This is a genomic window from Micromonospora sp. NPDC049044 (genome assembly GCF_040649215.1).
Classification (GTDB): domain Bacteria; phylum Actinomycetota; class Actinomycetes; order Mycobacteriales; family Micromonosporaceae; genus Micromonospora.
Map to the genome: position 1 here is coordinate 47513 of NZ_JBEZFA010000008.1, position 22127 is coordinate 69639.

Here is a 22127-nt window from a genome sequence, read left to right on the forward strand (position 1 = left end):
ATACCTTCGTGACAGCATCAGCGCATGCATCGCCGTCACTTTCCCCGGGCCCTCGCGCTGCTCACACTGGCCGCCGTCGCAGCCACCGCCGGAGCGCCCGACGCCACCGCCGAGTCGCCCACACCCGCGACGACCCGACTGAACGCCACAATCGACGCGATCCTCGCCGACGCCCGGCTCACCGGCGCGCAGACGTCCGTGGTGGTGGTGGACACCAGCACCGGCCAGACGCTCTACGACCGCAACGGTGCCCGCCGGCTGATCCCGGCCTCGAACACCAAGCTGCTGACCTCGACGGCGGCCCTGGAGTTGCTCGGCCCGGGGCACCACTTCACCACCGACGTACGCACCACCGGCAAGCGCCGCGCCGGGCTGCTCTCCGGCAACCTCTACCTGCGTGGCGGAGGCGACCCGACGATGCTCGCCACGGACTACGACGCGCTCGCCGCGCAGGTCGCCGCCGACGGCGTACGCGTGGTCGCCGGCAACCTGGTCGCCGACGACACCCGCTACGACCAGACCCGGCTCGGCCCCGACTGGACCTGGGACGACGAGCCCTACTACTACGCCGCGCAGGTTTCCGCGCTCACCGTCGCACCGAACACCGACTATGACGCGGGCACCGTGATCGTGCAGGCCGCGGCGGGCGACCGGGCCGGCGCCGCACCGGTGATCAGCACCACCCCGCCCACCGGGTACCTGCGCATCGACAACCGGGCCCGCACTGTCGCCGACGGCGAGACCGCCATCTCGTTCGAGCGCGAACACGGCGGCAACACCGTCGTGGTGACCGGCCAGATCGCCGTCGGGGACGCGCCCGCCAGCGACTGGGTGACAGTCGATCAGCCGGCCGGCTACGCGGCCGACGTGTTCCGGGCCGCGCTGCACCGGCACGGCGTCCGGGTGCTCGGCCGGACCGTGCTCGGCCAACCCACCCCGGAGACGGCCGACCCGGTGGCGCAGCACGAGTCGATGAGCCTGGGTGAGCTGATGACGCCGTTCCTCAAGCTCTCCAACAACGGCCACGCCGAGGTGTTGACGAAGGAGATCGGCCGGGTGCTGTCCGGCTCGGGCACCTGGGCGGCCGGAGTCACCGCGATCAGCGAGTACGTCGCCGACTCCGGCATGGACACCGGGCAGCTGCGTCAGCGCGACGGATCCGGGCTGTCCCGGCGCAATCTGGTCCCCGCGGCCGAGTTCGTCGACCTGCTGAGCGCCGTCCGCGCCGAACCGTGGTTTCCCACCTGGTACTCGGCGCTGCCGATCGCTGGTCAACCCGACCGGTTCGTCGGCGGCACTCTGCGCAGCCGGATGGCCGGCACTCCGGCAGCGGGCAACGTGCACGCCAAGACCGGCAGCCTGACCGGTGTCTCCGGGCTCTCCGGCTATGTCACAAGCGCCGACGGCCGGCTGTTGGCGTTCTCCATCCTGCTGAACAACTACCTCACGTCCTCGGTCAAGCCGTTGGAGGACCAGATCGCCGTGACGTTGGCGGGGTACCGCGAGGACGGCCCGGCCGCGTCGGCACGGGTGGCACCGCCGGCGGTGCCGGAGACGCCCCGCACCCCGGAGGGTATCGAGTGCTCCTGGGTCAAGCCGATCACCTGCTGAGCGACGTCCCGGGAGGCGTGTCCGCGCCTCCCGGGCGGTCGTACGCTCAGGCCGGCCGGTCCGGTGGGGGGACGACCGCCGTCGGGTCGCCGCGCTCGATCAGCGCGTCGATGTCGGCGGCCCGCAGCCCGCGCAGGGCGAGCACCCGGGTGCCCCAGCGGTGCAGGCGGCACGGGTGCGGGCTGGCGTCGTTGCGGCAGACCACTCCCCCGGACCAGCGCTGCGGGGCGTGCACCACCACCGCCCGCACCGCGAACTGGGTGTCCTCGCCGGTCACGTACGGCGGCAGGGGGATGTCGCGGAGCACCTCCCCGGACGGTTCATCATCGCCGGAGCTGGCGGCGCGACGGACGCGGTGGGCGGTGCTGCTGCTCATCTCCGCTGCCTCCACACTGGATAGTCGGATGGGGATAGCAGAAAGTTACGGCGTCCTCGACGGTCCGCGACGGACAAACTGTCCCGCGCTGCGCTCGACCGGTCAGCGCAGCGCCACCGCCTGCAGACCGACGTTGCCGCAGTGCGTGGTGAAGACCTTGTCAACGGTCCAGGTCAACAGCAGTCTGGCGGTCTTCGGCGCGGTGAACCGGACGGTGAACTGGGCACTCCGGGCGGTGTACGGGTCCTCCAACGAAGCGGTACGGGCGGGCCCGCCGGTGGACAGGCGGGCTTCCAGCCGACCCCGGGCCATCCAGGTGCCGCCGTAGACCTGGACCGTGCGCGGCGCACCGCTGCCGGCGACCGCGAGGGTGAACCCGTTGCCGGCACCGCAGGTGTAGACGCCGTTGGAGCTGCCGTCCGTCGACCGTTGCGACGAGCCGTCGGACCAGCGCACGTACTCCTGGTTGCCGTCCCAGCCGACCCGCGTGCCGGCGCCACCCGCGTCGGTGATCTCCCCGGAGCCGGCGCGTTTACGGACCGTCGAGTTGCCGCCGCGCGGCCCCCAGTGCACCCAGTCCCGGGTGCCCACGGCGGTGAGGTCGACCTCGGCGGGCATCTCCGCCTGGGTCACCGACAGCAGCGGGGCGTCAGCGGGCGCGGACGGCGTGGACGGCACGGCGGGCGCGCTGGTCGCGGGTGTCGGATCGGGCAGGGGAGGCCGCTGCCGCGGACGCAGGCCCGGCATCGCCGGCCCCGCATCACCGGTGCGCCCGTCGATGGCGGGCTGAGCGACGGAACGGGCGCCGCCGCCCGGCGCCGCACCCGCGCCGCCCGCCTGCTCGTCGCCGGGCTCCGGGTCGGACCGACTGGCGAGGTACGACACCAGCAGCACCAGGCAGACGAGTACGGCGACCCCCGCCACCGCCCAACGCCGCCGCTGCCGGGCACGGGCGACCCGGCGCAGCCCGGTGCGGGTCTTCGTCCCCGTGCGGTCGTCGTCCGCCACCGACCCTCCACCTCCGCCACCCCGGCTGCCATCGACCGTCGCGATCCGCGCCATCCACTGTGGGTTGTTTCACGTTTGCACCGGTGTGGTCGACACGCTAGATCCGGAGCGCCGGACGTGTCCAGCCCGCGACCGCACGCCGTCGCACGGCCCGGCCCCACGCGAACGGGATACCGGCTGGACCTCCGAGGCCCACCCGCGTCAGCCGATCCGGAACCCGAGCACCTGCGCGATGACGATTGCCTGCTCCGCGTCCACGATGGCGCCGGCCCGCTCGACGACCGTCGGGTCGAGCGCGGTGAGGTCGCTGCCGCGCAGGTCGGCGCCGCCGAGCCGGACGTTGAGCAGCTGCGCGCCGGACAGGTCGACGCCGGTGACAGTGGCACCTGTGAGATTGGCTCGGGTCAGGTCTGCCTCGCGCATCCGCACCCCGGTCAACCGGACGCCCCGCAGGTCGGCACCGGGCAGCGCGACGAAGGACCAGTCCCCGCCGTCCACCACCATCGGACGCAGGTCGCACTCGACGAAGGTGCTACCGATCAGCTTGCAGCCGGTGAACTCGGCCTCGAAGAAGTTGCACCGCCGGAAGACGCAGCGGGTGAAGACGGAGTCGACGTGCCGGGACGCGTTGAACAGCACGTTGCCGAACGTGCAACCGGTGAAGACCGCGCCCCGACTCACCGCCTCGGTCAGGTCCACGTCGAAGAACTCGCAGCCCACGAAGTGCCGGTCGACCAGCTCCTCGCCGTACCAGTCCTCGTTGCGGAAGGTCGCGTCCTCGGTCAGCTCCGGCATCCGGCCAGGCTAGTCGGCGCCAGCGTCGGCCGACGGATGGGCGCCACCGGTGGCGGCCCTCTTTCGATCTTCGCGTACCGGCTAGTAGGTTCGGCGGCGTGAGCGTGGCGCGAAGCACAGACCCTGATCAGATCGGTTTCGACCCGGCCCGGTTGGCGCGGATCGACGAGCACTTCGGCCGGTACGTCGACGACGGCCGGCTGGCCGGTTGGCAGGTGGTGGTCACCCGTCGTGGCGAGGTGGCGCACTCCTCGACGTACGGGCTGGCCGACCGGGAGTCGGGCGCACCGGTCGAGGCCGACACGCTGTGGCGGATCTACTCGATGACCAAGCCGGTCACCTCGGTCGCGGCGATGATGCTGTGGGAGGAGGGCCGGTTCGAGCTGACCGACGAGATCAGCCGCTGGCTACCGGAGTTCGCCGACCTGCGGGTCTACGCGAAGGGGTCGACGCTCAAGCCGTTCACGGTGCCGGCGACCGAGCCGATCCGGGTCTGGCACCTGCTCACCCACACCGCCGGGCTGACGTACGGCTTCCTACAGACCTCGGTGGTGGACGGGCTCTACCGGGCCGCCGGTTACGACCTGTACCCGCCCGACGACGTTGACCTCGCCGGCGCCTGCGCGGCCTTCGGCGAGCTGCCGCTGCTGTTCCAGCCCGGCTCCGCCTGGGGCTACTCGGTCGCCACCGACGTGCTCGGCCGGCTGATCGAGGTGATCTCCGGACAGAGCCTGGACGCGTTCTTCGCCGATCGGATCTTCGGCCCGCTGGGCATGACCGACACCCGCTGGTGGATGGACGGCGACGAGGCCGGGCGGCTGGCCGCGCTCTACGTACCGGAACCGCGCAGCGGCCGGGCCGTGCGCCACGACGGCCTCGGCGCGCTCGCGTACCGCAAGCCGACCCTCTTCTCCGGCGGTGGCGGTCTGATCTCCAGCGCCGCCGACTACCACCGGTTCACCCAACTGCTGCTGCGCGGTGGGGAACTGGACGGGGTCCGGCTGCTCGGGCCGCGCACGCTGCGGTTCATGACCCGCAACCACCTACCGGGTGGCAAGGACCTGGGCACCCTGTCGACTGGTGGTTTCGCCGAGACGACACTGGACGGGATCGGCTTCGGCCTCGGGTTCGCGGTGGTCGAGGACCCGGTGCCCAGCCGGGTGCCGAGCAGTGTGGGTGAGTTCTACTGGGGTGGGGTGGCCAGCACCGCGTTCTGGGTGGACCCGGCCGAGGAGATCACCGCGCTGCTGTTCGCCCAGCTGATGCCGTCGAGCACCTACCCACTCCGTTCCCAGCTGCGCCAACTCGTCTACGCCGCACTTGTGGACTGACCCGGGCGTCGAGGCCGTGGTCAGTCGGCGAGGCGGGCGGGGAAACCGCCGGTGGCGATCGGACCCCAGGTGTCGATAGTGACCCGGATCAGGGACTTGCCCTGGCGCACCATCGCCGCCCGGTAGTCGTCCCAGTCCGGGTGCTCGCCGGAGATGCTGCGGAAGTACTCCACGAGTGGCTCCACCGCCTCGGGCAGGTCGAGCACCTCGGCGGTGCCGTCGATCTGCACCCAGGGGCCGTTCCAGTCGTCGCTGAGCACGCACGCCGACACCCGGGGATCGCGGCGGATGTTTGTCACCTTGGCCCGTTCGGGATAGGTGGAGATCACCAGCCGGCCCTGCCCGTCGATCCCGGCGGAGACCGGGGACGACTGCGGGCGGCCGTCGGCCCGGGTGGTCATCAGCACGACGCGGTGTCGCGGCCGGAGGAAGTCGAGCAGACTGTCCCGGTCGACCCGGGTGTTCTGTGCGATGCTGCGCGCCATTCCCCGTTCCTACCACTGTGGCGGCGACGGGTCGGCGGCGGGTCAGTGGGGCCGGGTCGCGGCGCGGCGCACCGCCTGGGTGGGCACCCGGGGGCGGTTGGAGGGGCGCCAGGCCCGACCGTTGGCGTAGATCACCCGAAAGCCGAGGTACGAGGCGAGCGGCGCCCAGTGGGCGGAGCCCATCCGCAGTTCGGCGGCATTGTGCCGCTGACCGTTGGCGAGCACGTCGAGCAGGACGGTTTCGAAGGCCGCCGATTCGACCCAGTCGACCTCCCGGCTGAAACCGCAGATCAGCGCGGCCCCGGTGACCTCCAGGAACTCGCGCAGCACCGCGTCCGAGGCTCGCAGGACCGAGCAGCTGCCGAAATAGAGCCGGCGGCCCTCGGCGCGGCCGGCCATCAGGTCGGCCACCTCGCTCAGCTCCACCGACTGCCAGTCGGTGAGGCAGAGCCGGCTGGGCTCGCCGTGCATGGCGAAGAAGCCCACCCGGTGGTCGGCGTACTGCTTGAGCAGCCAGCGGTCCAGGAAGTAGAAGAGTTCGTCACGCGTGGCCGCGTCCTTGTGGATGAAGCGGATCTTGCCCAGTCGCTCCAGCAGCTCAAGGGTGGGCAACACCGAACCCCGCTCGTTGAGGTCCCGGTGCCACTGACCCTCGACACAGAAGACGCCACCGCGTGCCACGTGCACCTCCGCCAGTCCGCCGCCCGGGGCTGACGTTACCGCCCACCGGTGACAGTCGAACATCACCCTCGGTGTGGTTGATTGCGACGTTCGGTGTGCTTCGTGGCGGATGGCCAACTCAGGGGTGATCGGTGGTGAATGGCTGTTTCGCAAATCAGCCTAATTCCCAGCTGATACCCAGGCACGACAGTTTGTGAGGACGATTCTCGTTAATCACCTCCAACGGCCCCGATCAGTGTCAGTGTGGAAATCGCGGGACTTCTCGGTCGATGTCCTGGAGCCACCCCATTCGCTCTCCTATCGGGAGGACTTCTGTGCGCGTAAACACCTTGAAGCGAGCCGCCGTCGCATTCGCCCTGGCGCTGCCCGGGGCAGCAATCGCCACGGTGGTCGCCGCACCGGCGGCACACGCGGACGGCTGTTACACCTGGAACCGCAACCTGTACCAGGGACGCTCGGGCGACGACGTCCGCCAGTTGCAGATCCGGATCGCCGGCTGGGCCGGTTACCGCGACATCGTGGAGAACGACGGCCGCTTCGGACCGAAGACCGCCGCCGCGGTCAAGCGGTTCCAGCAGGCGTACGGGCTGCGGGCCGACGGCATCGCCGGGCCGCAGACCTACAGCAAGCTGTACCAACTCCAGGACAACGACTGCACGCCCGCGCACTTCAGCTTCGACGAGCTGGACAACGGGTGCGGCGGGTCCGGTTACAGCGGCGGCCCGCTCTCGGCGGCCCAGACCCGGCAGAACGCGCTGCGCACCATGTGGAAGCTGGAGGCGTTGCGCAAGAGCCTCGGCGACAAACCGCTCGACGTGTCGAGTGGCTTCCGCAGCCGCGCGTGCAACAACCAGGTCGGCGGTGCGTCCGACAGCCAGCACCTGTACGGCAACGCGGCAGACGTCACGCCACGGTCGTCCTCGCTGTGCCAGGCCGCCCGCACCGCCCGCAACCACGGCTTCAGCGGCATCTACGGGCCGGGTTATCCGGACCACGACGACCACGTGCACGTCGACTCGCGGCGCGAGAACAACAACGACGGCAGCTCGAACACGACGAGCTGGTCGGCGCCGGACTGCGGGGTCGGCAACTGAGCCGTCCGATCGGCGCGACGTCGGCCCGACGCGGAGGGGGATCTTCGCGCCGGGCCGGCGTCATGCCGCCCGGGTCGGACCGGTACTCAGCTCGCCCGGGGCCAGCGCGGCGTGGTGACGGGGGGCTTCACCGGCCGGCCAGCGGCGGTGGTCCGGGCCCCCGGCGGAACGACCCGCGCGGCCTGCTGCCGCGACGGCCCGGTCGCCGTGAAGGGGAAGGGCACGTGCACGAACGGGTTGCCGTGCCGGATCACCGCCTCGATCTGCCGCTCGTTGAGCCCGTGTGTCTCCAACACCCGTCGCCCCCAGCGGTGCAGGCGGCACGGGTAGGAGGCGCCGTCGTTGCGGCACAGCGGCCCGGTGGGCCACTCCTCGGCGGTGTGCACTACCACCGCCCGCACCGCGAGCCGAACGTCTTCCGGGGTCAGCGGTGCCGGCATTGGCACCTCCCCCAGCACCTGATCGATGGGATCCGTCGACTGCTCACCAACTCGCACGGCAGGCCTCCCGCAGCTCGGCAGCGGTACGGCGGACTCACCGCACCGACATCCTCGGCCATGGGTACGGCCGACACCGGACGAAGGTTCAATCCCGTACGCGGTAGGCAGATCGAGTCGGTTGCCGCGGGACCGGCCGCCGGCTCAGACCAGCCCGGCGTCGTGCACCAGCAGGGCCACCTGGACCCGGTTGTTCAGGTCGAGCCGGGTCAGCAGCCGGGAGACGTACGCCTTCACAGTCGCCACGCTCATGAACAACTCGCCCGCGATCTCGGCGTTGGTGCGGCCCCGCCCCAGCGCGACCGCCACCTGCCGCTCCCGCTCGCTGAGCCCGGTGAGCGCCCGCAGCGCCCGCTCGCGGCGCGGGTCGGCACCGACCGGGCCGGGAGTGGCGGCGGTCACGTGGGCGATGAGCGTCCGGGTGACAGTCGGGGAGAGCGTCGCCTCACCGGCCGCCACCCGTCGCACGGCGTGCACGATCTCCGCCGGTGGGGTGTCCTTGAGCAGGAAACCGGCCGCCCCGGCGCGCAGCGCCCGCAGCACCTGCTCGTCGGCGTCGAAGGTGGTCAACACCAACACCTCCGGCGGGTGCGGCTGGGCGCGCAGCGCCTCGGTGGCGGTCAGCCCGTCGACCCGGGGCATCCGGATGTCCATCAGCACCACGTCCGGGGCGTACGCGGCGACAGCGGCCGGGACCTCGCTGCCATCGGCCGCCTCGCCGACCACCGTCAGGTCCGGCAGGCCACCGAGGATCATCGAGAGGCCGGCCCGGACCAGCGCGTCGTCGTCCACGATCAACACGCGCACCGACGGCACCACCGACCCGGGCCCGCCGGCACCGGCCGGCCCGGGCACACCCGACGGACCCGGCACCGAGGAGGGCACTGTCACGCCGGCCACGGCAGCCAGGCCGCCAACCGGAAGTCGCCAGAGTCGTCCCGTCCGTAGGCGAGCCGACCGCCGGCCAGCGTGACGCGCTCGCTGATGCCCACCAGGCCGGTGCCGGCGCCCGGCAGCGCGTCAGCCGCCGCCGTACCGACCGGCCACCGGTTGCCGATCGCCACTGTCAGACCGGAACCCGGGCCGCCGGTCACGTCCACCCGGACCGCCGCGCCGGCCGCGTGCTTGCGGGCGTTGGTCAGCCCCTCCTGCACGATCCGGTACGCGGCCCGGCCCAGCGCCGCCGGTACCTCCCCCGGGCTGGTGACGCTGTCGCTGACGTTGACGCGCACCCCGGCTGCCCGCGACTCGGCGATCAGCGCCGGCAGGTCGGCGAGGGTGGGTTGCGGCGGCTCCGGGGCGTCGTCGCCGCCGTCGTTCTCGGCCCGGAGCACCCCGATCACCTCCCGCAGGTCCTGTAGCGCGGCGTGCGCGCTGCCCCGGATCACCCCGGCGGCCCGCGCCACCTCGTCGGCCGGCGCGTCCGGGCGGAACTCCAGCGCACCGGCGTGCAGGCTGAGCAACGAGATGCGGTGGGCCAGCACGTCGTGCATCTCCCGGGCGATCCGGGTGCGTTCGAGGTGGCGGGCCTGGGCGACCCGGAGCTGCTGCTCCGCCTCGGCCCGGTCGGCCCGCTCGCGCAGCGACACGATCAACTGCCGGCGGGCCCGGACGAACATCCCCCAGGCCAGCACGGCGAAGCTGAGCACCACGCCCCAGGACATGGTGACCCAGTACGGCATGCTCGGGTCCGGCCGTATCCAGCTGAAGACCAGGTTGGTGACGAGACCCGCACCGGTGACAGCGATCGCGACGGCGGTCCGTCGGTGCACCACCACAGTGAAGTAGAAGATCAACAGTGGGATGGCGGCGGCCATCGAGAAGAGGGTGAGCGGTGTCGTCGCCACCACCAGCCCGAGTGGCCATCGGCGGCGCAACCAGAGCAGCCCGCAGCAGACAAGCCCGGCCAGGGCGTCGGCACCGGCCATCCAGTCGTGCGGGAGCGGGGTGGCCATCGCCGGGTCGGGCGACAGGGCGTCGGCGGTGGCGAACAGCACCCAGATCAGGGAGACCAGGAACGCGAGGCTGTCCACGATCCAGTCGCGGGTGGTGCGGCGGGGACGCGCACGCCCACGGTCAGCCGGCACCACCAGCTCCCCTGGCAGCAGCCAGGGGTGTTCGGGTACGGCGAGGCTGGTCACGGCCCCATGCTAGGCAGCCGACGGCCACCACTACCAGCTACCAAAGTCGACGAGAGCTGCGACCAAGGTCGGCGCGGCACCGACTGGTGGCCGAAGCGCATAGCCGGGTGGCGCGGGCAGGCTCGACGGCATGATCACCGTGGAGAACCTCACCAAGCGATACGGGCCACACCCGGCGGTGGACGACGTGTCGTTCACGTGCGAGCCGGGCACCGTCACCGGCTTCCTCGGCCCCAACGGCGCCGGCAAGTCCACCACCATGCGCATGATCTGCGGACTCACCGCACCGACCGCCGGCCGCGCCACAGTCGCCGGGCACCCGTACCAGGAGCTGCCCAACCCGGGGCGGGAGGTCGGGGTACTGCTGGACGCCTCCGCGCAGCACGCCGGGCGCACCGGCCGCGAGGCGTTGACGCTGTCCGCGTACACCATGGGGTTGGACCGGCGCGAGGTCACCGCGAAGCTGGACCTGGTCGGGTTGAACGCGGTGGCGGCGAAGCGGCGGGTACGGGCGTACTCGTTGGGGATGCGCCAGCGGCTCGGGCTGGCCCACGCGCTGCTCGGCGACCCCCGGGTGCTGATCCTCGACGAGCCGGCCAACGGGCTGGACCCGGAGGGGATCTTCTGGATGCGCGGCCTGCTGCGCGACTTCGCCGACCGGGGCGGCACCGTGCTGCTCTCCTCCCACCTGCTGCGCGAGGTGGAGGCGGTCGCGGACCGGCTGGTGGTGATCGGGGGCGGCCGGATCGTGGCCCAGGGCGACAAGAACGAACTGCTGGCCGGTGGCGGCACCGTGGTCCGGGCCCGCGACGGCGCGGCGCTGCGCCGCGCGCTTGACGCGGCCGACCTCACCGCCGCCGACAGCTCCGAAGGCCTGCTCGTGCAGGCCGACGCCGAGGCGGTCGGCCAGGCCGCCGCGGACGCCGGCGTCGCGCTCGCCGAGTTGCGCCCGGCCAGCGGCGGCGGCCTCGAACAACTGTTCCTCACCCTCACCGCCGGGGAATCCACCAAGGAGGCCGTCCGATGACCACCACCACCGCGCCCGCTGCCGGCGCCGTCGCCCCCCGGCAGCACACCCCGCTACGCCGACCGTCGCTGCTGCGCCTCAGCACCGTGGAGGTGCGCAAGCTCGTCGACACCCGGGCCGGTCGCTGGCTGCTGATCACCATCGGCCTGGCCACCGCGGCGATCGTCACCCTGCAACTGATCTACGCCGGGGACGCCGACCAGACCTTCCTCAACTTCTTCGTCCCCTCGCTGCTGCCGGTGTCGGTGCTGCTACCGGTGCTGGGCATCCTGTCGATCACCGGCGAGTGGTCGCAGCGCACCGCCCTCACCACGTACGCCCTGGTGCCCCGCCGGGAGCGGGTCGTCACCGCGAAACTGATCGCCGTGTCGCTGACCGCGCTCGCCTCGGTGCTTGCCAGCCTCGCCGTCGCCGCCGTCGGCACGCTCGTGGCGTCCGCCACCGGCGGTGCCGGCACCTGGCAGTTCGACGGCTCGCTGCTGCTGAACGCGGCGGTCATCCAGATCACCAGCGTGTTGATGGGCGCGGCCTTCGGGCTGCTGCTGCTCAACCCGCCGCTGGCGATCGTCGGCTACCTGCTGCTGCCCACCCTCTGGGGGGTGCTCGGCGAGATGGTCAAGCCCCTGCGGGGCCCGTCCGAATGGCTGGACACCAGCAAGACCATGGACCCGCTGTTCAGCAGCGCTGCCCTCACCGGCGAGCAGTGGGAGCGGCTGGCGGTGTCCCTGCTTGTCTGGATGGTCCTCCCGCTGGCCGCCGGCCTGTTCCGGACGCTGCGCCGCGAGGTGTCCTGACCATGGACGCGGCCGGTCATCGACCGCGCACCGTGGTCAGCGGCGGCCCACTGGAACTGGCCGTCATGTGGCTGGGCTTCCCGCTTGTGGGTGCGGGTGTCGGATGGCTGCTCGCGGCGAGCACCGGCTGGCTCGCCCGACTCCCCTGGGTGCCGTTCGCGGACCTGGTCGAGTGGCTGGACCGGCTGCCCGAGCCGCAGGCCACCGGCGGCACGATCGCGGTGGGCGTCCTGGCCGGCCTGGTCGTCGCCGGGCTCGGCACCGCCGAACGGCTGATCGTCACAGTCGACGCGGCGCAGGTCCGGTTGCGCCGCGCCGACCAGGACCGGGCCGTCGCCCGGGTCGACACCCGGGTGGCCTTCCTCGCCGACAAACACCTGGTGCTGCTCGACGGCGACGGCACGGAACTGGTCCGGGAGTCGACGGACCTGCCGGCCGCCGCGCTGGCGGAGGCGTTCCGCGCGCACGGTTGGGGCTGGGCGGACGACGATCCACACCGGTCGGCGTACCGGCTGTGGGTTCCCGACCTGCCCGGTCTGCCGGCTGGCGCGGACGCGCTGCTGCGGGCCCGGGCCCGGGCGATCGAGCGGGACCGCCGCGACGACGCCCGGGAGCTACGCCGGGAGCTGGCCCTGATCGGGGTGGTGCTGCGCGACGAGGGCAAGCGGCAGTACTGGCGGCTGACCGCCCGGGCGGTCACCCCGGGACCGGAGCAGCCGACTTCAGCCGAGCGGGAGTCGGACGGGCGGTAGCGTCTGTCCCAGGAGATCCTGGGAGCCGCGCGATGACCGAACAGCAGCCGTACCGGGTGGTGTCCCGCCACCCCGGCTTCGAGTTGCGTCGGTACCCGGCCCACCTGGTGGCCGAGATGCAGATCCAGGCGTCGTTCACCCGGGCGCCGATCGAGGCGTTCCGGCCGCTGGCCGCGTACCTCGGTGGCGCCAACCGGGTCCGGCAGCCGCTCGGGACGGCCGCGCCGACGACGCCCGCGGCCGGCAACTCGGAGCGGATCGCGATGACCGTGCCGGTGATCCAGGTGGAGGGTGAGCGGCCGGGCGCGTACCTGATCCAGTTCGTGATGCCTGTCGCCTTCACCACCGACATCCTGCCCGAACCGGTCGACCCGAGGGTGCGGATCCGCGAGGTGCCGGCGCAACTGGCGGCGGCGATGCGCTTCTCCGGGCGGTGGACGGAACAGGCGTTCAGCCAGCGCGGCACCATGCTCGGCCGCTCGGTCACCGCGGCCGGGCTGCAACCCACCGGCGCGATCCGGTACGCGCGCTTCGACCTGCCGTGGAAGCCGTGGTTCCTGCGCCGCAACGAGGTCGTGCTGCCGGTCGTCGAGTGAGCTACCGGCGCTTCTCGGCGGTCGGCCAGGCCAGCAGCAGGGCCATCCCGCACCCGGCGAGCAGCCCGCACAGCGAGATCAGCAGGTCGGAGTCGGCCGCGTGGATCGGGCTGTTGCCGGCCAGCGCGGTGAACGTCGCCCCGATCGGCAGCACGACCAGCATGAGGATGGCCGTGACCAGCAGGAAGGCCATCGGACCCACAAGCGCGGCGAGGGCGGCCAGCGCGTGGTGCCGCCAACTCGGTCGACCGTCCGGCCAGTCCCAGGCCAGCACTGTGACCCCGGTGAGCAGGGCCGCCCCGAGGACCAGCTCCGGCAGGAGTCGCGGCCCGGGCGGGACGGCACGCACCAGCCCCACGCCGAGCAGCGCCGCCCCGGCGAGGCCAGCCGCCAGCCCGACGCGGGCCCGGGACCTGACCGGCGCCGCCGCCAGCGCCGCAGCGACGGTCAGGACGACAAGCAGCGCCGCGGTGGCCAACGCGCCCGGGTGCAACTCCGGCTCCCGGTCCGTCGGTGACTCGATGCCGGCCGCCACGAGCGCCAGCACCCCGGCCACACACGCCGCACCGGTCAACGCCTTCCGCTCGGCGGCTCCCGGGGTGCCCCGTCCTCCCGCGGAGGGCGCGCCCCGCCCAGCGGCTGCTGACGTGCCCCGCTCGGACCACCACAGAGCGGCGGCGAGCGCACCGAGCACTGCGCAACCGCCGACGGCGAGCAGCAGCGTCGCCGGGCCGCCGATCGGATCGACCCGGTCGATCGCGACGTCGGCGGCGACCCAGCAACCGCCGAGCAGCACCGCCGGTCGGCTCCAGCGCAACCGCCCCCGGCCGGCCAGCACCAGCCCGAGCGCCACCGCCATGATCGCGATGAACCGCAGGTCGCGCGCCCAGTAGGCGTTGTTGCCCGGCAGCCGTTCCGACCACGGGCCGATCGGCTCGGTGAGCGGTTGCAGCACTGTCACACCGAACGCCCAGAGCACGACGGCGGCGGCGGAGAGCAGCAGCCCGAGCGGCCGCGCGAATCGCATCCATTGACGGTAGCGGCCCGGACGCTCTCCCGGAGGGCGGGAGCGTCGTCGTCAGACGATGCCCAGCGGTGACCGCGTGGGGCGGTGCCGCAGCAACCGCCACGTCGGCAGCATGCTGGCCAGCACGGCGAGCAGCAGGCACAGCCCCACCGCCCCGGTGATCACCGACCACGGCACCACCAGGTCGACGGGCGCCCCGACCTGCTCGGCGAGGCCGGCGCGGATGCTGAGCAGACCGACGAACGCGACACCCCCACCGAGCAGCGCGCCGATCAGCACCACAAGTGCGGACTCGGCAGTGACCAACCAGATGACCTGTCGCCGGGTCGCCCCGGCCAACCGGATCAACCGCAGGTCGGCGGCCCGGCCCTTGGCGGCCAGCAGCAGCGTGTTCGCCACCGCGATGGCCCCGTAACCGCTCGACACACCGATCAGCAGCAGCGTGAAGAGCCAGACGAGGCGGTCCTCCGCGGCGTCCGCCTCGGCCGCCCAGGTGGCGACGTCGACGACCCGCGCGCCGACCGGCGGATCGATCCGGTCCCGGACGTACACGGTGGACGTCAGTGCCGACGGGTCGTGCGTGCGCACCACCGCCCGGGACAGCAGCAGATCACCGGGGAGCGAGTCGTCGCTGACGACGGCGACGACGCGCAGCGACACCTGCTCCCCGTCGGCGAAGACCACCGGGTACGGCTCGGCCGGCCGCAGGTTCGCCGAGGCGGTCACCGCCACCGTGTCGTCGCCGCGCAGGTCGTCAAGCGAACCGGCGACGACGGTGAGCGCCCGGTTCGCGGCGGCGAAGCCGACCGGGTCCACCCCGAGCGCGGTAAGGGGCCGCTCCGCCGGCACCGTGGCGGGGTCGGTGTGGAACACAGTGGTCGGCAGGAGGGCGGTGCCACCGGTCGCCACCACCGCCTGGTCCGACAGACCAGGCGACCGGTCGGGCACCACGATCCAGCCGGCGTTCACGTTGTCCGCCCGACCTGCCGCGTACGCGGCGGTGGTGGTCCGCACCATCCCGGACACCAGCACCGCGAAGGCGACGGTCAGCAGCACCGGGGCGGCCGTGGAGGCGGTCCGTCGGGTCGCGGTGAGCGCAGCTCCCCGGACCAGCATCCCGATCGCACCACCGCGTCGCCGGATCGGCGAGCGCAGCAGTCGCACCACCGGCCTCACCACCGCCGGGGAGAGCACCGTGGCACCGGCGACCAGGGCCATCACCGCGTACAGGGCGTACTGCGCCGCCACGCGGGCCTGGTCGGCGGTCGCCGTCCCGACGCTGAGGGCGACCCCCGCCGTGACGAGCAGCGCGCCGGTGCCGACCCGCAGCCAGCCGATCGGCCGCTGCTCCGCCGCCGCCGCACGCAACGCCTCCATCGGTCGAACCCGCGCCGCGCGGCGCGACGCCGACCAGACGGCGAGCGACGCGATCACCGGCCCGGCGACGAGCGAGAGCGCCACCGGCCACGGGGTGTACCGGACCCGGAAGGTGGCTGGTTCGAAGCCGACGTCGACGAGCAGCCGACCCAGCAGCGGGGCGAGCACCGCCCCGACAAGCAGACCGACGAGCCCCGCCGCGGCACCGACGACGAGCGCGTCGGCGTACACCAGGCGCCGGACCTGGCGTCCGGTGGCACCGACGGCGCGGAGCAGACCCAGTTCACGGCGGCGCTGCGCGACGGTGAACGCGAAGGTGGAGGCGACCACGAACACCGTGACGAAGGCGGCGAGGACCGCAGTGCCGGTGAGCACCTGCATACCGATCCAGCGGATGCGCGCGTCCTCGGGTGGTTCCAGCGCGCCCCGCGCGTCGCCGGTCAGCACCCGTCCGTCCGGGCCGACCACGCCGCGCGCCGCCGCCGCGACCCGGTCCGGGTCGGCCCCCGGCGCGAGCACCAGCCCGATCGCCCGGACGCCGGGCGCGAGCGCGGCGGCGACCTCGTCCGCGACGTGCACGCCTGGCGCGTCGACCAGACCGGTGACGGTGTACGGCTCCGGGCCGGCGGCGGTGAGCACTGTGACCGGCGCACCGGTACGCAACCCGAGCGCGCTGTCGACGACCACCTCACCGGGCCCACTGGGCGGCTCGCCGACCGTCAGACGCAGTCCGCCCAGTCGGGCGCTGGACCAGCCGTGCCCCTGGTGGGCGTCCGCCCGCCCGGAGTCGACGCCGGAGGGTCGGCCGTCGATGAGCGGCTGGGCGTAGAAGGTCCGGTCCGGCACCGCCGCCGCGACGCCGGGCAGGGCTGCCAGCCGGTCGACGAGTCCTGCGGTGGCGGTGGCGGACCAGGGCCGGGTCGGCAGGAACGAGTCGGCCGACGCGCCCGCCTCGGGGCTCTGCACCACGACCGCGGCCCGCGCGAGCCGGTCCGGCACCTGTGGACGCCCGGAGGCGAGCAGCAGAGTGGCCGCCGCGACAAGCGCGACCCCGATGGCGACCGCCACGAACGCACTCGCCGACCGCCGGATGCTCAGCACGACGACTCCGCAGCGAACCGGGACGGGTTCGTCTCCCGCTCGGCGATCCGGGCGGCGACGGCCGCCGCGCTGATCCCGCCGACCAGCTCGTCGACGACTCGACCGTCGGCGAGCAGCAGGACCCGGTCGGCGTACGCGGCGGCGGCCGGATCGTGGGTCACCATCACCACCGTCTGCCCATGGTCGTCGACGAGCGCGCGGAGCAGTCGGAGCACCTGACGGGACGCCGCACTGTCAAGTGCCCCGGTCGGCTCGTCGGCGAAGACCACCGCCGGACGGGTGATCAACGCGCGGGCCACGGCGACGCGCTGCTGTTCGCCGCCGGACAACTCACCCGGCCGGTGCCCGGCCCGGTCGGCCAGGCCCACGGCGTCGAGTGCGGCGGTCACGTCCCGGGCCGCCGGTCGGCGACCGGCCAGACGCAACGGCAACTCGACGTTCTGCGCGGCGGTAAGCGTGGACACCAGGTTGAACGCCTGGAACACGAAGCCGATCCGGTCGCGCCGCAACCGGGTCAGCTCGTCCTCGCCGAGGTCGTTCAGGCGGGTGCCGTCGATAGTGACGACCCCCTCGGTCGGGCTGTCCAGCCCCGCCGCGCAGTGCAGCAGGGTGGACTTCCCCGAGCCCGAGGGGCCCATCACCGCCGTGAATGTGCCGCTCGCGAAGCTGGTGCTCACGCCGTCGAGCGCCGTCACCCGCCGGGTGCCGGTGCCGTACACCGCGCGCAGCCCCGTCACTGTCACCGTGTCTGTGGTCATGACCATCACGGTGCCGGTCGGGCGGGGTGTCGCGCGTCGGGCCGCAGCTGACACTTTCCGGCCCTCCCGTGGGTGGAGGCGGCGGCCCGCAACCACCGGGACGTCATCCCCGATGATGACCACCCAGGGGCGGACGCGGCCGACCCGGCCGACCGATACCGTCGGACCGGTGACCACCCTCCTGCTGACCCGACGGCTCCGGCCGATGGATCTGTACCTGGTGGACGCCGTCCTCGCCGTGGCGGTCGGCGGTCTGCTCTGCCCGTACGCGGCGCTTGAGTCACCGCTGCACGGTGGCGTCCGCGAGCCGCTCTGGATGTCGGTGCTCGTCGGGATGGTCATCGGGCTGCCGTTGGCGGTCCGGCGACGGTGGCCGATCGCCGTCGCCGTGGTGATCAGCGCCTGCACCGCGGCGACCCTGGTCACCGGCGTGATTCCCAACTTCGCCGCCGCCGCGCCGGCGGTCGCCATCGGCCTGTCCTTCTACACGGTGGCCGTGTCCACGACCACCCGCCGGTCGCTGCTCACTGCCGCGGGTTGCCTCGCCCTGGTCAGCCTCGCACTTGTGCTGACCGCTGGTGACCTCTGGTCCCGGACCGGTGCCGTCGTCTACGCCGCCGTCATGATCGCGCCCACCTGGGTGATCGGCTGGCTGCTCCGCGAACGACGGGCCCTCGCCGCCCGGCAGAGCGACCAACTGGTCCGTCAGGCCGCCACCGAGGAACGGCTGCGGGTGGCGCGCGAGCTGCACGACGTGGTCGCGCACACGCTGAGCCTCATCGTGGTGAAGGCGGCCGTCGCCAACCACGTCGCCGAGGCCGACCCACGGGAGGCGGGGGCCGCCCTGCGGGTGATCGAGGAGACCGGCCGCAACGCGCTCACCGACGTCCGTCGGGTGCTCGGCATCCTGCGCGAGGGCACCCCGTACGCGCCGACGCTCGGCCTGGACGAGTTGCCCGCGCTCGCTCGGCAGGCGGCGATCGGCGGCGTCGACGTCCGGCTCGACGTGCTTCGCGACGAACCTGAGGTCGCGGTGCCCGAGTCGGTGGGTCTCGCGGTGTACCGGATCGTGCAGGAGGCGGTGACGAATGTGGTGAAGCACGCGGCGCCGGCCGCGTGCCGGGCCCTGGTGACTGTCACCCCGGACGAGGTGCGGGTGGAGGTGACCGACGACGGCCGGCGGCCGGTCCTGCTCAGCGGGGAGGGCCACGGCTTGATCGGCATGCGGGAACGGGTGGCGTTGCACGGCGGGGAGTTCCGGGCCGGGCCACGCTCCGACGGTGGTTTCGCGGTGACGGCAAGCCTGCCCTACCGGGTCGCCGCGTGATCCGGGTACTCATCGCCGACGACCAGGCGTTGCTGCGCGGCAGCTTCCGACTGCTCGTCGACCTCGCCGGGGACTGCACCACGATCGGCGAGGCGGGCACCGGTGTGGAGGCCGTCGCCCTGGCCGGCGAGCATCGTCCGGACGTGGTGCTGATGGATGTCCGGATGCCGGAGATGGACGGCATCGAGGCGACCCGGCGGATCTGCGCCGACCCGGCCACGGCTGGCACCCGGGTCATCATCCTGACCACGTTCGACCTGGACGAGTACGTCTACGGCGCGTTGCGGGCCGGGGCCAGCGGGTTCCTGCTGAAGGACACCCCGCCCGCGGACCTGCTGGCCGGGATCCGGGTGGTCGCCGCCGGGGAGGGTCTGCTCGCGCCGACGGTGACCCGCCGGCTGATCGACGAGTTCGCCAGGCGGGCGGAGCCGACCCGACCGTTGCCGCGCCACCTGGACGGGGTGACCGAGCGGGAACGGGAGGTGCTCACGCTCATCGCCCGTGGGCTGTCGAACGCGGAGCTTGCCGAACGGCTCAACCTCAGCCCGGCAACTGTGAAGACGCACGTCGGGAGGTTGTTGACCAAGCTGGCGGTGCGGGACCGGGCGCAACTGGTGATCGTCGCCTACGAAACGGGTCTGGTGGGGCCGGGCAGCCTACGCTGACCCGGTCGACCCGCACCAGAGGAGGAGCCCCATGACCCGGTACGTCGCCCTGCTGCGCGGGGTCAACGTCGGCACCACCCGGCTGGCTATGGCCGACCTGCGCCGGATCGTCACCGACCTCGGGCACGAGGAGGTCAAGACGTACCTGCAGAGCGGCAACGTGGCCTTCGGCAGCACCGTACGCGACGCGGGAAAGCTGGCCGCCGGGATCGAACGGGCGCTCGCCGACGAGCTGGCGTTGAGCGTGCCGGTGCTGGTGCGCAGCGGCCGGGAGATGGCGGCGGTGGCCGGCGGCAACCCGTACGCCGACCGGGAGGACGACCCGACCCGACTGCTGGTGGCCTTCCTCGCCACCGCGCCGAAGAAGTCCGCTGTGGACGCGCTCGCCGTGCCCGGTGGGGAGAACGTGTCGTTCACGGTGACCGGTCGGGAGGTCTTCCTGCACTTCCCCGACGGCGGTTACGGCCGGTCGAAGTTCACGAACGCGTACCTGGAGAAGCAGCTCGGCGTGGTGTCCACAAGCCGCAACTGGAAGTCGGTGCGCGCCCTGGCGGAGCTGACCGCCGGCTGACCGGGCGGGCGCGAACGCCCGCCCGGGACCGGTCAGAAGTGGTACGCGGTCTCGTACTCGGGCACCAGCACCCGGCTACGCGGCGAGATCCGGCGGACCGCCGCGATCATGTCGTTCAGCCGGGTGCGGTCGGTCTCGGCGACCGTCGGCGGGTTCTCCAGCGGTGTCTCGAAGTTGTCGTAGTGCACCGGCACGATGACCTTCGGGTAGTCGAGGCCGGCAAGCAGCCGGGGCAGGTAGTCGCCGGTGGTGGTGGCGTTCTGCAGGGCCACCATCGCCACGTCGGGCGCCAGCCCGGTGAGGTTGCGCTCGGCGACGTCGCTGGCCCCGGTGAAGTAGACGGACGGGCCGCCGTCGACCCGCAACAGATAGCCGAGCGTGTCGCCCTCGGGCAGGTCCGCGATGGTCGCCGGCGGCGCGGGCTGGGTCACCCGCACCCCCGGAAAGGCCATCGAGTACGTCGGGTTGCGACTGTGCAGCGAGCCGACCACCTCGACGGTGTGGTCCCCGAAGTCCAGCACCTCCCCGCCCTTGACCGGGCTGAGCTGCGTCGACGGCACCCCGTAGGCCAACCCCAGGTGGTACGCGGTGAGCGTGCCGAACACCCGCGCGCCGGTGCGCTTGGCGATGTGGGGCACGTCCATGAAGTGGTCCCAGTGGGTGTGCGTCACCAGCACCGTGGTGGCCCGGTCGACGCGCGGGTCGATCACGTCGGCCCGGACCGTCACCTTGGTGTCCGTCCGGAACGCGCCGGTGAACAGCCCGGTGTCGATCCGGCTGAGGAACGGGTCGACCAGGACGGTCCGGTCGGCGATGTCGACGCGCCAGCCGGCCGTACCCCACCAGCGGAAGCTGACCGCGCCCTTGCGGCGGGCGGACGGGGTGGGCGCGGCGGCGGGTGTCGTGGCCTGGGCCGGGGTGGCGGGGCCGGTGGCGAGACCACCGGCGGTGACGAGTGCGGTGGTGGCGGCGGCGTCGCGCAGGAAGCGACGGCGGTCGAGACTGGGCATGCGGTTCCACTCCCCGTGGTCGGGTGGTTTGTCGACCACGAGCCAAGCAGCGCCACCGCGCTCCGGTCCAAGATCGAAGACGGACGACTCCGATACGCCAACGGATATCGGGCCAGCTCACCGACTGTGAATCGAGGCGGCGACGGCCGCGAAAGTCACTCGCCGCGTAGTGCCTCGACGGCCGTCCGGGCGGCCTCCCCCATCGCCAGGTCCACGTCGATCCGGCGCGCGGCCAGTCGGTCGGCTCGGGCGAAGACGGCGATCGCGTAGCGGCCGCCGTCGGGGTATTCGGCGACGCCGGCCTCCAGGTGCAGGCCCGGCAGGGTGCCGGTCTTGCCGGCGACCCGGACACCGGGCGGGAACCCGGCGGCCAGTCGGGTCCAGAAGATCTGCCGGGCCATCCAGGTGCGGACCATCGCGCACGCCGCCGCCGGCCCGGCCTCGTCCCGCCAGATCAGGGTGAGCAGCCGGGTGATCTCCCGGGCCGTGCTGGAGGTGGTGTGCGCGGGATCGAAGACCCGCATCGCCCGGACCCGGTCCGCCGACAGGGTGGGGAAGATCCGCGCGAACTCCGCCTCGGTCCGCGCGCCCACGTCGGTGAGCATCATCTCGACAAGTTCCCGGGGACCGCCGAGGACCCGGGTACGGGTCAGCCCCAGTTCGACGGCGAGCATTGGCAGCAGGTCCGGGCCGACCCGGCGCAGCAGCAGGTCGGCGGCGGTGTTGTCGGTGACCGACATGGCGAAGTACGCGAGGTCGCGCAGCGACACCTCGGCGTCGTCGGCGCAGCCGGCCAGGCCCCACCCGCCCAGTCGGTCGGCCGCTGTGACAAGTACCCGTTCGGTGGGGTCCAGTTGGCCGGCCTCGACCTGCCGGGCGAACTCCAGCACCAACAGAATCTTGAAGATCGAGGCGATCACCACCTGCTCGTCGGCCCGCACCCCGACCTCCGGAGCGCCTACGTCGACTGTCACATCCACGGCGTCCAGGTCGACGGCGTGCAGGCTGGCCGTCACCCCCACGGCGGCGAAGATGGCCTCGATGCGCTCGCTGACGTCCACGCCAGCACGGTAGCCAGCGGCACCGGGGCCGCGCTGGCGTAG

At 72.8% G+C, this 22127-nt stretch carries 23 protein-coding genes; 10 read left to right on the top strand and 13 right to left on the bottom strand.

Annotated features, from left to right (window positions below; translation table 11 throughout):
• Window positions 1–24 precede the first annotated feature (24 nt).
• A complete protein-coding gene (gene dacB / locus AB0B85_RS08585) occupies window positions 25–1611 on the top strand; it encodes a D-alanyl-D-alanine carboxypeptidase/D-alanyl-D-alanine-endopeptidase (RefSeq protein ID WP_357405020.1) in 1587 nt (528 codons plus the stop codon).
• A gap of 46 nt (window positions 1612–1657) precedes the next feature.
• Here dacB and AB0B85_RS08590 read toward each other — a convergent pair whose 3' ends face one another.
• The 3 genes from AB0B85_RS08590 to AB0B85_RS08600 form a co-directional block, all read right to left on the bottom strand.
• Complete coding sequence (locus AB0B85_RS08590) at window positions 1658–1987, bottom strand: hypothetical protein (protein ID WP_357405022.1); 330 nt, start codon at window positions 1985–1987, stop codon at window positions 1658–1660.
• Window positions 1988–2089: 102 nt separating this feature from the next.
• Window positions 2090–2995, bottom strand: coding sequence for a hypothetical protein (locus tag AB0B85_RS08595; protein ID WP_357405024.1), 906 nt, complete (start codon window positions 2993–2995; stop codon window positions 2090–2092).
• A gap of 201 nt (window positions 2996–3196) precedes the next feature.
• Window positions 3197–3790: a pentapeptide repeat-containing protein gene (locus tag AB0B85_RS08600; protein ID WP_357405026.1), complete on the bottom strand. Its 594-nt coding sequence runs from the start codon at window positions 3788–3790 to the stop codon at window positions 3197–3199.
• A gap of 98 nt (window positions 3791–3888) precedes the next feature.
• Here AB0B85_RS08600 and AB0B85_RS08605 point away from each other — a divergent pair, with 98 nt between their 5' ends.
• Window positions 3889–5121 (top strand): serine hydrolase domain-containing protein, encoded by a 1233-nt coding sequence (locus tag AB0B85_RS08605; RefSeq protein ID WP_357405028.1) that lies wholly within the window; start codon window positions 3889–3891, stop codon window positions 5119–5121.
• Window positions 5122–5141: 20 nt separating this feature from the next.
• Here the strand turns inward: AB0B85_RS08605 and AB0B85_RS08610 are convergent, their stop codons facing one another.
• Window positions 5142–5606: a PPOX class F420-dependent oxidoreductase gene (locus AB0B85_RS08610; RefSeq protein ID WP_357405030.1), complete on the bottom strand. Its 465-nt coding sequence runs from the start codon at window positions 5604–5606 to the stop codon at window positions 5142–5144.
• Between the two features lie 42 nt (window positions 5607–5648).
• Window positions 5649–6287 carry a hypothetical protein gene (locus tag AB0B85_RS08615; RefSeq protein WP_357405032.1) on the bottom strand — a complete coding sequence of 213 codons (639 nt, stop codon included), beginning with the start codon at window positions 6285–6287 and terminating at the stop codon, window positions 5649–5651.
• A gap of 314 nt (window positions 6288–6601) precedes the next feature.
• On the opposite strand from AB0B85_RS08615, the gene AB0B85_RS08620 reads away from it, so the two are divergent.
• Window positions 6602–7381 carry a D-Ala-D-Ala carboxypeptidase family metallohydrolase gene (locus AB0B85_RS08620; protein WP_357405034.1) on the top strand — a complete coding sequence of 260 codons (780 nt, stop codon included), beginning with the start codon at window positions 6602–6604 and terminating at the stop codon, window positions 7379–7381.
• Window positions 7382–7467: 86 nt separating this feature from the next.
• On the opposite strand, the gene AB0B85_RS08625 is transcribed toward AB0B85_RS08620, so the two are convergent.
• The 3 genes from AB0B85_RS08625 to AB0B85_RS08635 form a co-directional block, all read right to left on the bottom strand.
• On the bottom strand, window positions 7468–7821 hold the full coding sequence (locus tag AB0B85_RS08625; RefSeq protein ID WP_357405036.1) for a hypothetical protein: 354 nt from the start codon (window positions 7819–7821) through the stop codon (window positions 7468–7470).
• 201 nt (window positions 7822–8022) lie between these two features.
• The gene (locus tag AB0B85_RS08630) at window positions 8023–8787 is read right to left on the bottom strand and encodes a response regulator transcription factor (protein ID WP_357405306.1); all 765 of its coding nucleotides are present in this window, start codon (window positions 8785–8787) and stop codon (window positions 8023–8025) included.
• Window positions 8766–10019 carry a histidine kinase gene (locus AB0B85_RS08635; RefSeq protein ID WP_357405038.1) on the bottom strand — a complete coding sequence of 418 codons (1254 nt, stop codon included), beginning with the start codon at window positions 10017–10019 and terminating at the stop codon, window positions 8766–8768. Before AB0B85_RS08635 ends, AB0B85_RS08630 begins: the two co-directional genes overlap by 22 nt.
• Window positions 10020–10149: 130 nt before the next feature.
• Here AB0B85_RS08635 and AB0B85_RS08640 point away from each other — a divergent pair, with 130 nt between their 5' ends.
• From AB0B85_RS08640 to AB0B85_RS08655, 4 genes are read left to right on the top strand one after another with little or no spacing between them, the layout of a single operon-like run.
• Window positions 10150–11046, top strand: coding sequence for an ATP-binding cassette domain-containing protein (locus AB0B85_RS08640; RefSeq protein WP_357405040.1), 897 nt, complete (start codon window positions 10150–10152; stop codon window positions 11044–11046).
• Entirely contained in the window at window positions 11043–11840 is a 798-nt protein-coding gene (locus tag AB0B85_RS08645; RefSeq protein WP_357405042.1) for an ABC transporter permease, read from the top strand. Before AB0B85_RS08640 ends, AB0B85_RS08645 begins: the two co-directional genes overlap by 4 nt.
• A 2-nt stretch (window positions 11841–11842) precedes the next feature.
• On the top strand, window positions 11843–12592 hold the full coding sequence (locus AB0B85_RS08650) for a hypothetical protein (protein ID WP_357405044.1): 750 nt from the start codon (window positions 11843–11845) through the stop codon (window positions 12590–12592).
• A 32-nt stretch (window positions 12593–12624) separates the two neighbouring features.
• Complete coding sequence (locus AB0B85_RS08655; protein ID WP_357405046.1) at window positions 12625–13188, top strand: heme-binding protein; 564 nt, start codon at window positions 12625–12627, stop codon at window positions 13186–13188.
• A 1-nt stretch (window position 13189) separates the two neighbouring features.
• Here AB0B85_RS08655 and AB0B85_RS08660 read toward each other — a convergent pair whose 3' ends face one another.
• Genes AB0B85_RS08660 through AB0B85_RS08670 form a run of 3 tightly spaced genes read right to left on the bottom strand, consistent with a single transcriptional unit; the run spans window position 13190 to window position 17451 of the window.
• Window positions 13190–14215 (bottom strand): hypothetical protein, encoded by a 1026-nt coding sequence (locus tag AB0B85_RS08660; RefSeq protein ID WP_357405048.1) that lies wholly within the window; start codon window positions 14213–14215, stop codon window positions 13190–13192.
• Between the two features lie 51 nt (window positions 14216–14266).
• Window positions 14267–16693, bottom strand: a complete 2427-nt coding sequence (locus tag AB0B85_RS08665) for an ABC transporter permease (protein WP_357405050.1) — start codon at window positions 16691–16693, stop codon at window positions 14267–14269.
• Complete coding sequence (locus AB0B85_RS08670; RefSeq protein ID WP_357405052.1) at window positions 16687–17451, bottom strand: ABC transporter ATP-binding protein; 765 nt, start codon at window positions 17449–17451, stop codon at window positions 16687–16689. Before AB0B85_RS08670 ends, AB0B85_RS08665 begins: the two co-directional genes overlap by 7 nt.
• 169 nt (window positions 17452–17620) lie before the next feature.
• Here AB0B85_RS08670 and AB0B85_RS08675 point away from each other — a divergent pair, with 169 nt between their 5' ends.
• The 3 genes from AB0B85_RS08675 to AB0B85_RS08685 are packed head-to-tail and all read left to right on the top strand — an operon-like array spanning window position 17621 to window position 20014.
• Window positions 17621–18778 (top strand): sensor histidine kinase, encoded by a 1158-nt coding sequence (locus tag AB0B85_RS08675; RefSeq protein WP_357405054.1) that lies wholly within the window; start codon window positions 17621–17623, stop codon window positions 18776–18778.
• Complete coding sequence (locus AB0B85_RS08680; protein ID WP_357405056.1) at window positions 18775–19443, top strand: response regulator transcription factor; 669 nt, start codon at window positions 18775–18777, stop codon at window positions 19441–19443. The genes AB0B85_RS08675 and AB0B85_RS08680 overlap by 4 nt, the downstream gene beginning before the upstream one ends.
• Window positions 19444–19474: 31 nt before the next feature.
• On the top strand, window positions 19475–20014 hold the full coding sequence (locus AB0B85_RS08685; RefSeq protein ID WP_357405058.1) for a DUF1697 domain-containing protein: 540 nt from the start codon (window positions 19475–19477) through the stop codon (window positions 20012–20014).
• A gap of 32 nt (window positions 20015–20046) precedes the next feature.
• Here the strand turns inward: AB0B85_RS08685 and AB0B85_RS08690 are convergent, their stop codons facing one another.
• A complete protein-coding gene (locus tag AB0B85_RS08690) occupies window positions 20047–21024 on the bottom strand; it encodes an MBL fold metallo-hydrolase (protein ID WP_357405060.1) in 978 nt (325 codons plus the stop codon).
• Between the two features lie 155 nt (window positions 21025–21179).
• Entirely contained in the window at window positions 21180–22085 is a 906-nt protein-coding gene (locus AB0B85_RS08695) for a serine hydrolase (RefSeq protein ID WP_357405062.1), read from the bottom strand.
• Window positions 22086–22127 lie beyond the last annotated feature (42 nt).

Coding starts and splice junctions, on each gene's coding strand:
- dacB (WP_357405020.1), top strand. CDS start 25: ATGCATCGCCGTCACTTTCCCCGGGCCCTCGCGCTGCTCACACTGGCC.
- AB0B85_RS08670 (WP_357405052.1), bottom strand. CDS start 17,451: ATGACCACAGACACGGTGACAGTGACGGGGCTGCGCGCGGTGTACGGC.
- AB0B85_RS08640 (WP_357405040.1), top strand. CDS start 10,150: ATGATCACCGTGGAGAACCTCACCAAGCGATACGGGCCACACCCGGCG.
- AB0B85_RS08685 (WP_357405058.1), top strand. CDS start 19,475: ATGACCCGGTACGTCGCCCTGCTGCGCGGGGTCAACGTCGGCACCACC.
- AB0B85_RS08690 (WP_357405060.1), bottom strand. CDS start 21,024: ATGCCCAGTCTCGACCGCCGTCGCTTCCTGCGCGACGCCGCCGCCACC.
- AB0B85_RS08610 (WP_357405030.1), bottom strand. CDS start 5,606: ATGGCGCGCAGCATCGCACAGAACACCCGGGTCGACCGGGACAGTCTG.
- AB0B85_RS08645 (WP_357405042.1), top strand. CDS start 11,043: ATGACCACCACCACCGCGCCCGCTGCCGGCGCCGTCGCCCCCCGGCAG.
- AB0B85_RS08660 (WP_357405048.1), bottom strand. CDS start 14,215: ATGCGATTCGCGCGGCCGCTCGGGCTGCTGCTCTCCGCCGCCGCCGTC.
- AB0B85_RS08625 (WP_357405036.1), bottom strand. CDS start 7,821: ATGCCGGCACCGCTGACCCCGGAAGACGTTCGGCTCGCGGTGCGGGCG.
- AB0B85_RS08590 (WP_357405022.1), bottom strand. CDS start 1,987: ATGAGCAGCAGCACCGCCCACCGCGTCCGTCGCGCCGCCAGCTCCGGC.
- AB0B85_RS08655 (WP_357405046.1), top strand. CDS start 12,625: ATGACCGAACAGCAGCCGTACCGGGTGGTGTCCCGCCACCCCGGCTTC.
- AB0B85_RS08650 (WP_357405044.1), top strand. CDS start 11,843: ATGGACGCGGCCGGTCATCGACCGCGCACCGTGGTCAGCGGCGGCCCA.
- AB0B85_RS08600 (WP_357405026.1), bottom strand. CDS start 3,790: ATGCCGGAGCTGACCGAGGACGCGACCTTCCGCAACGAGGACTGGTAC.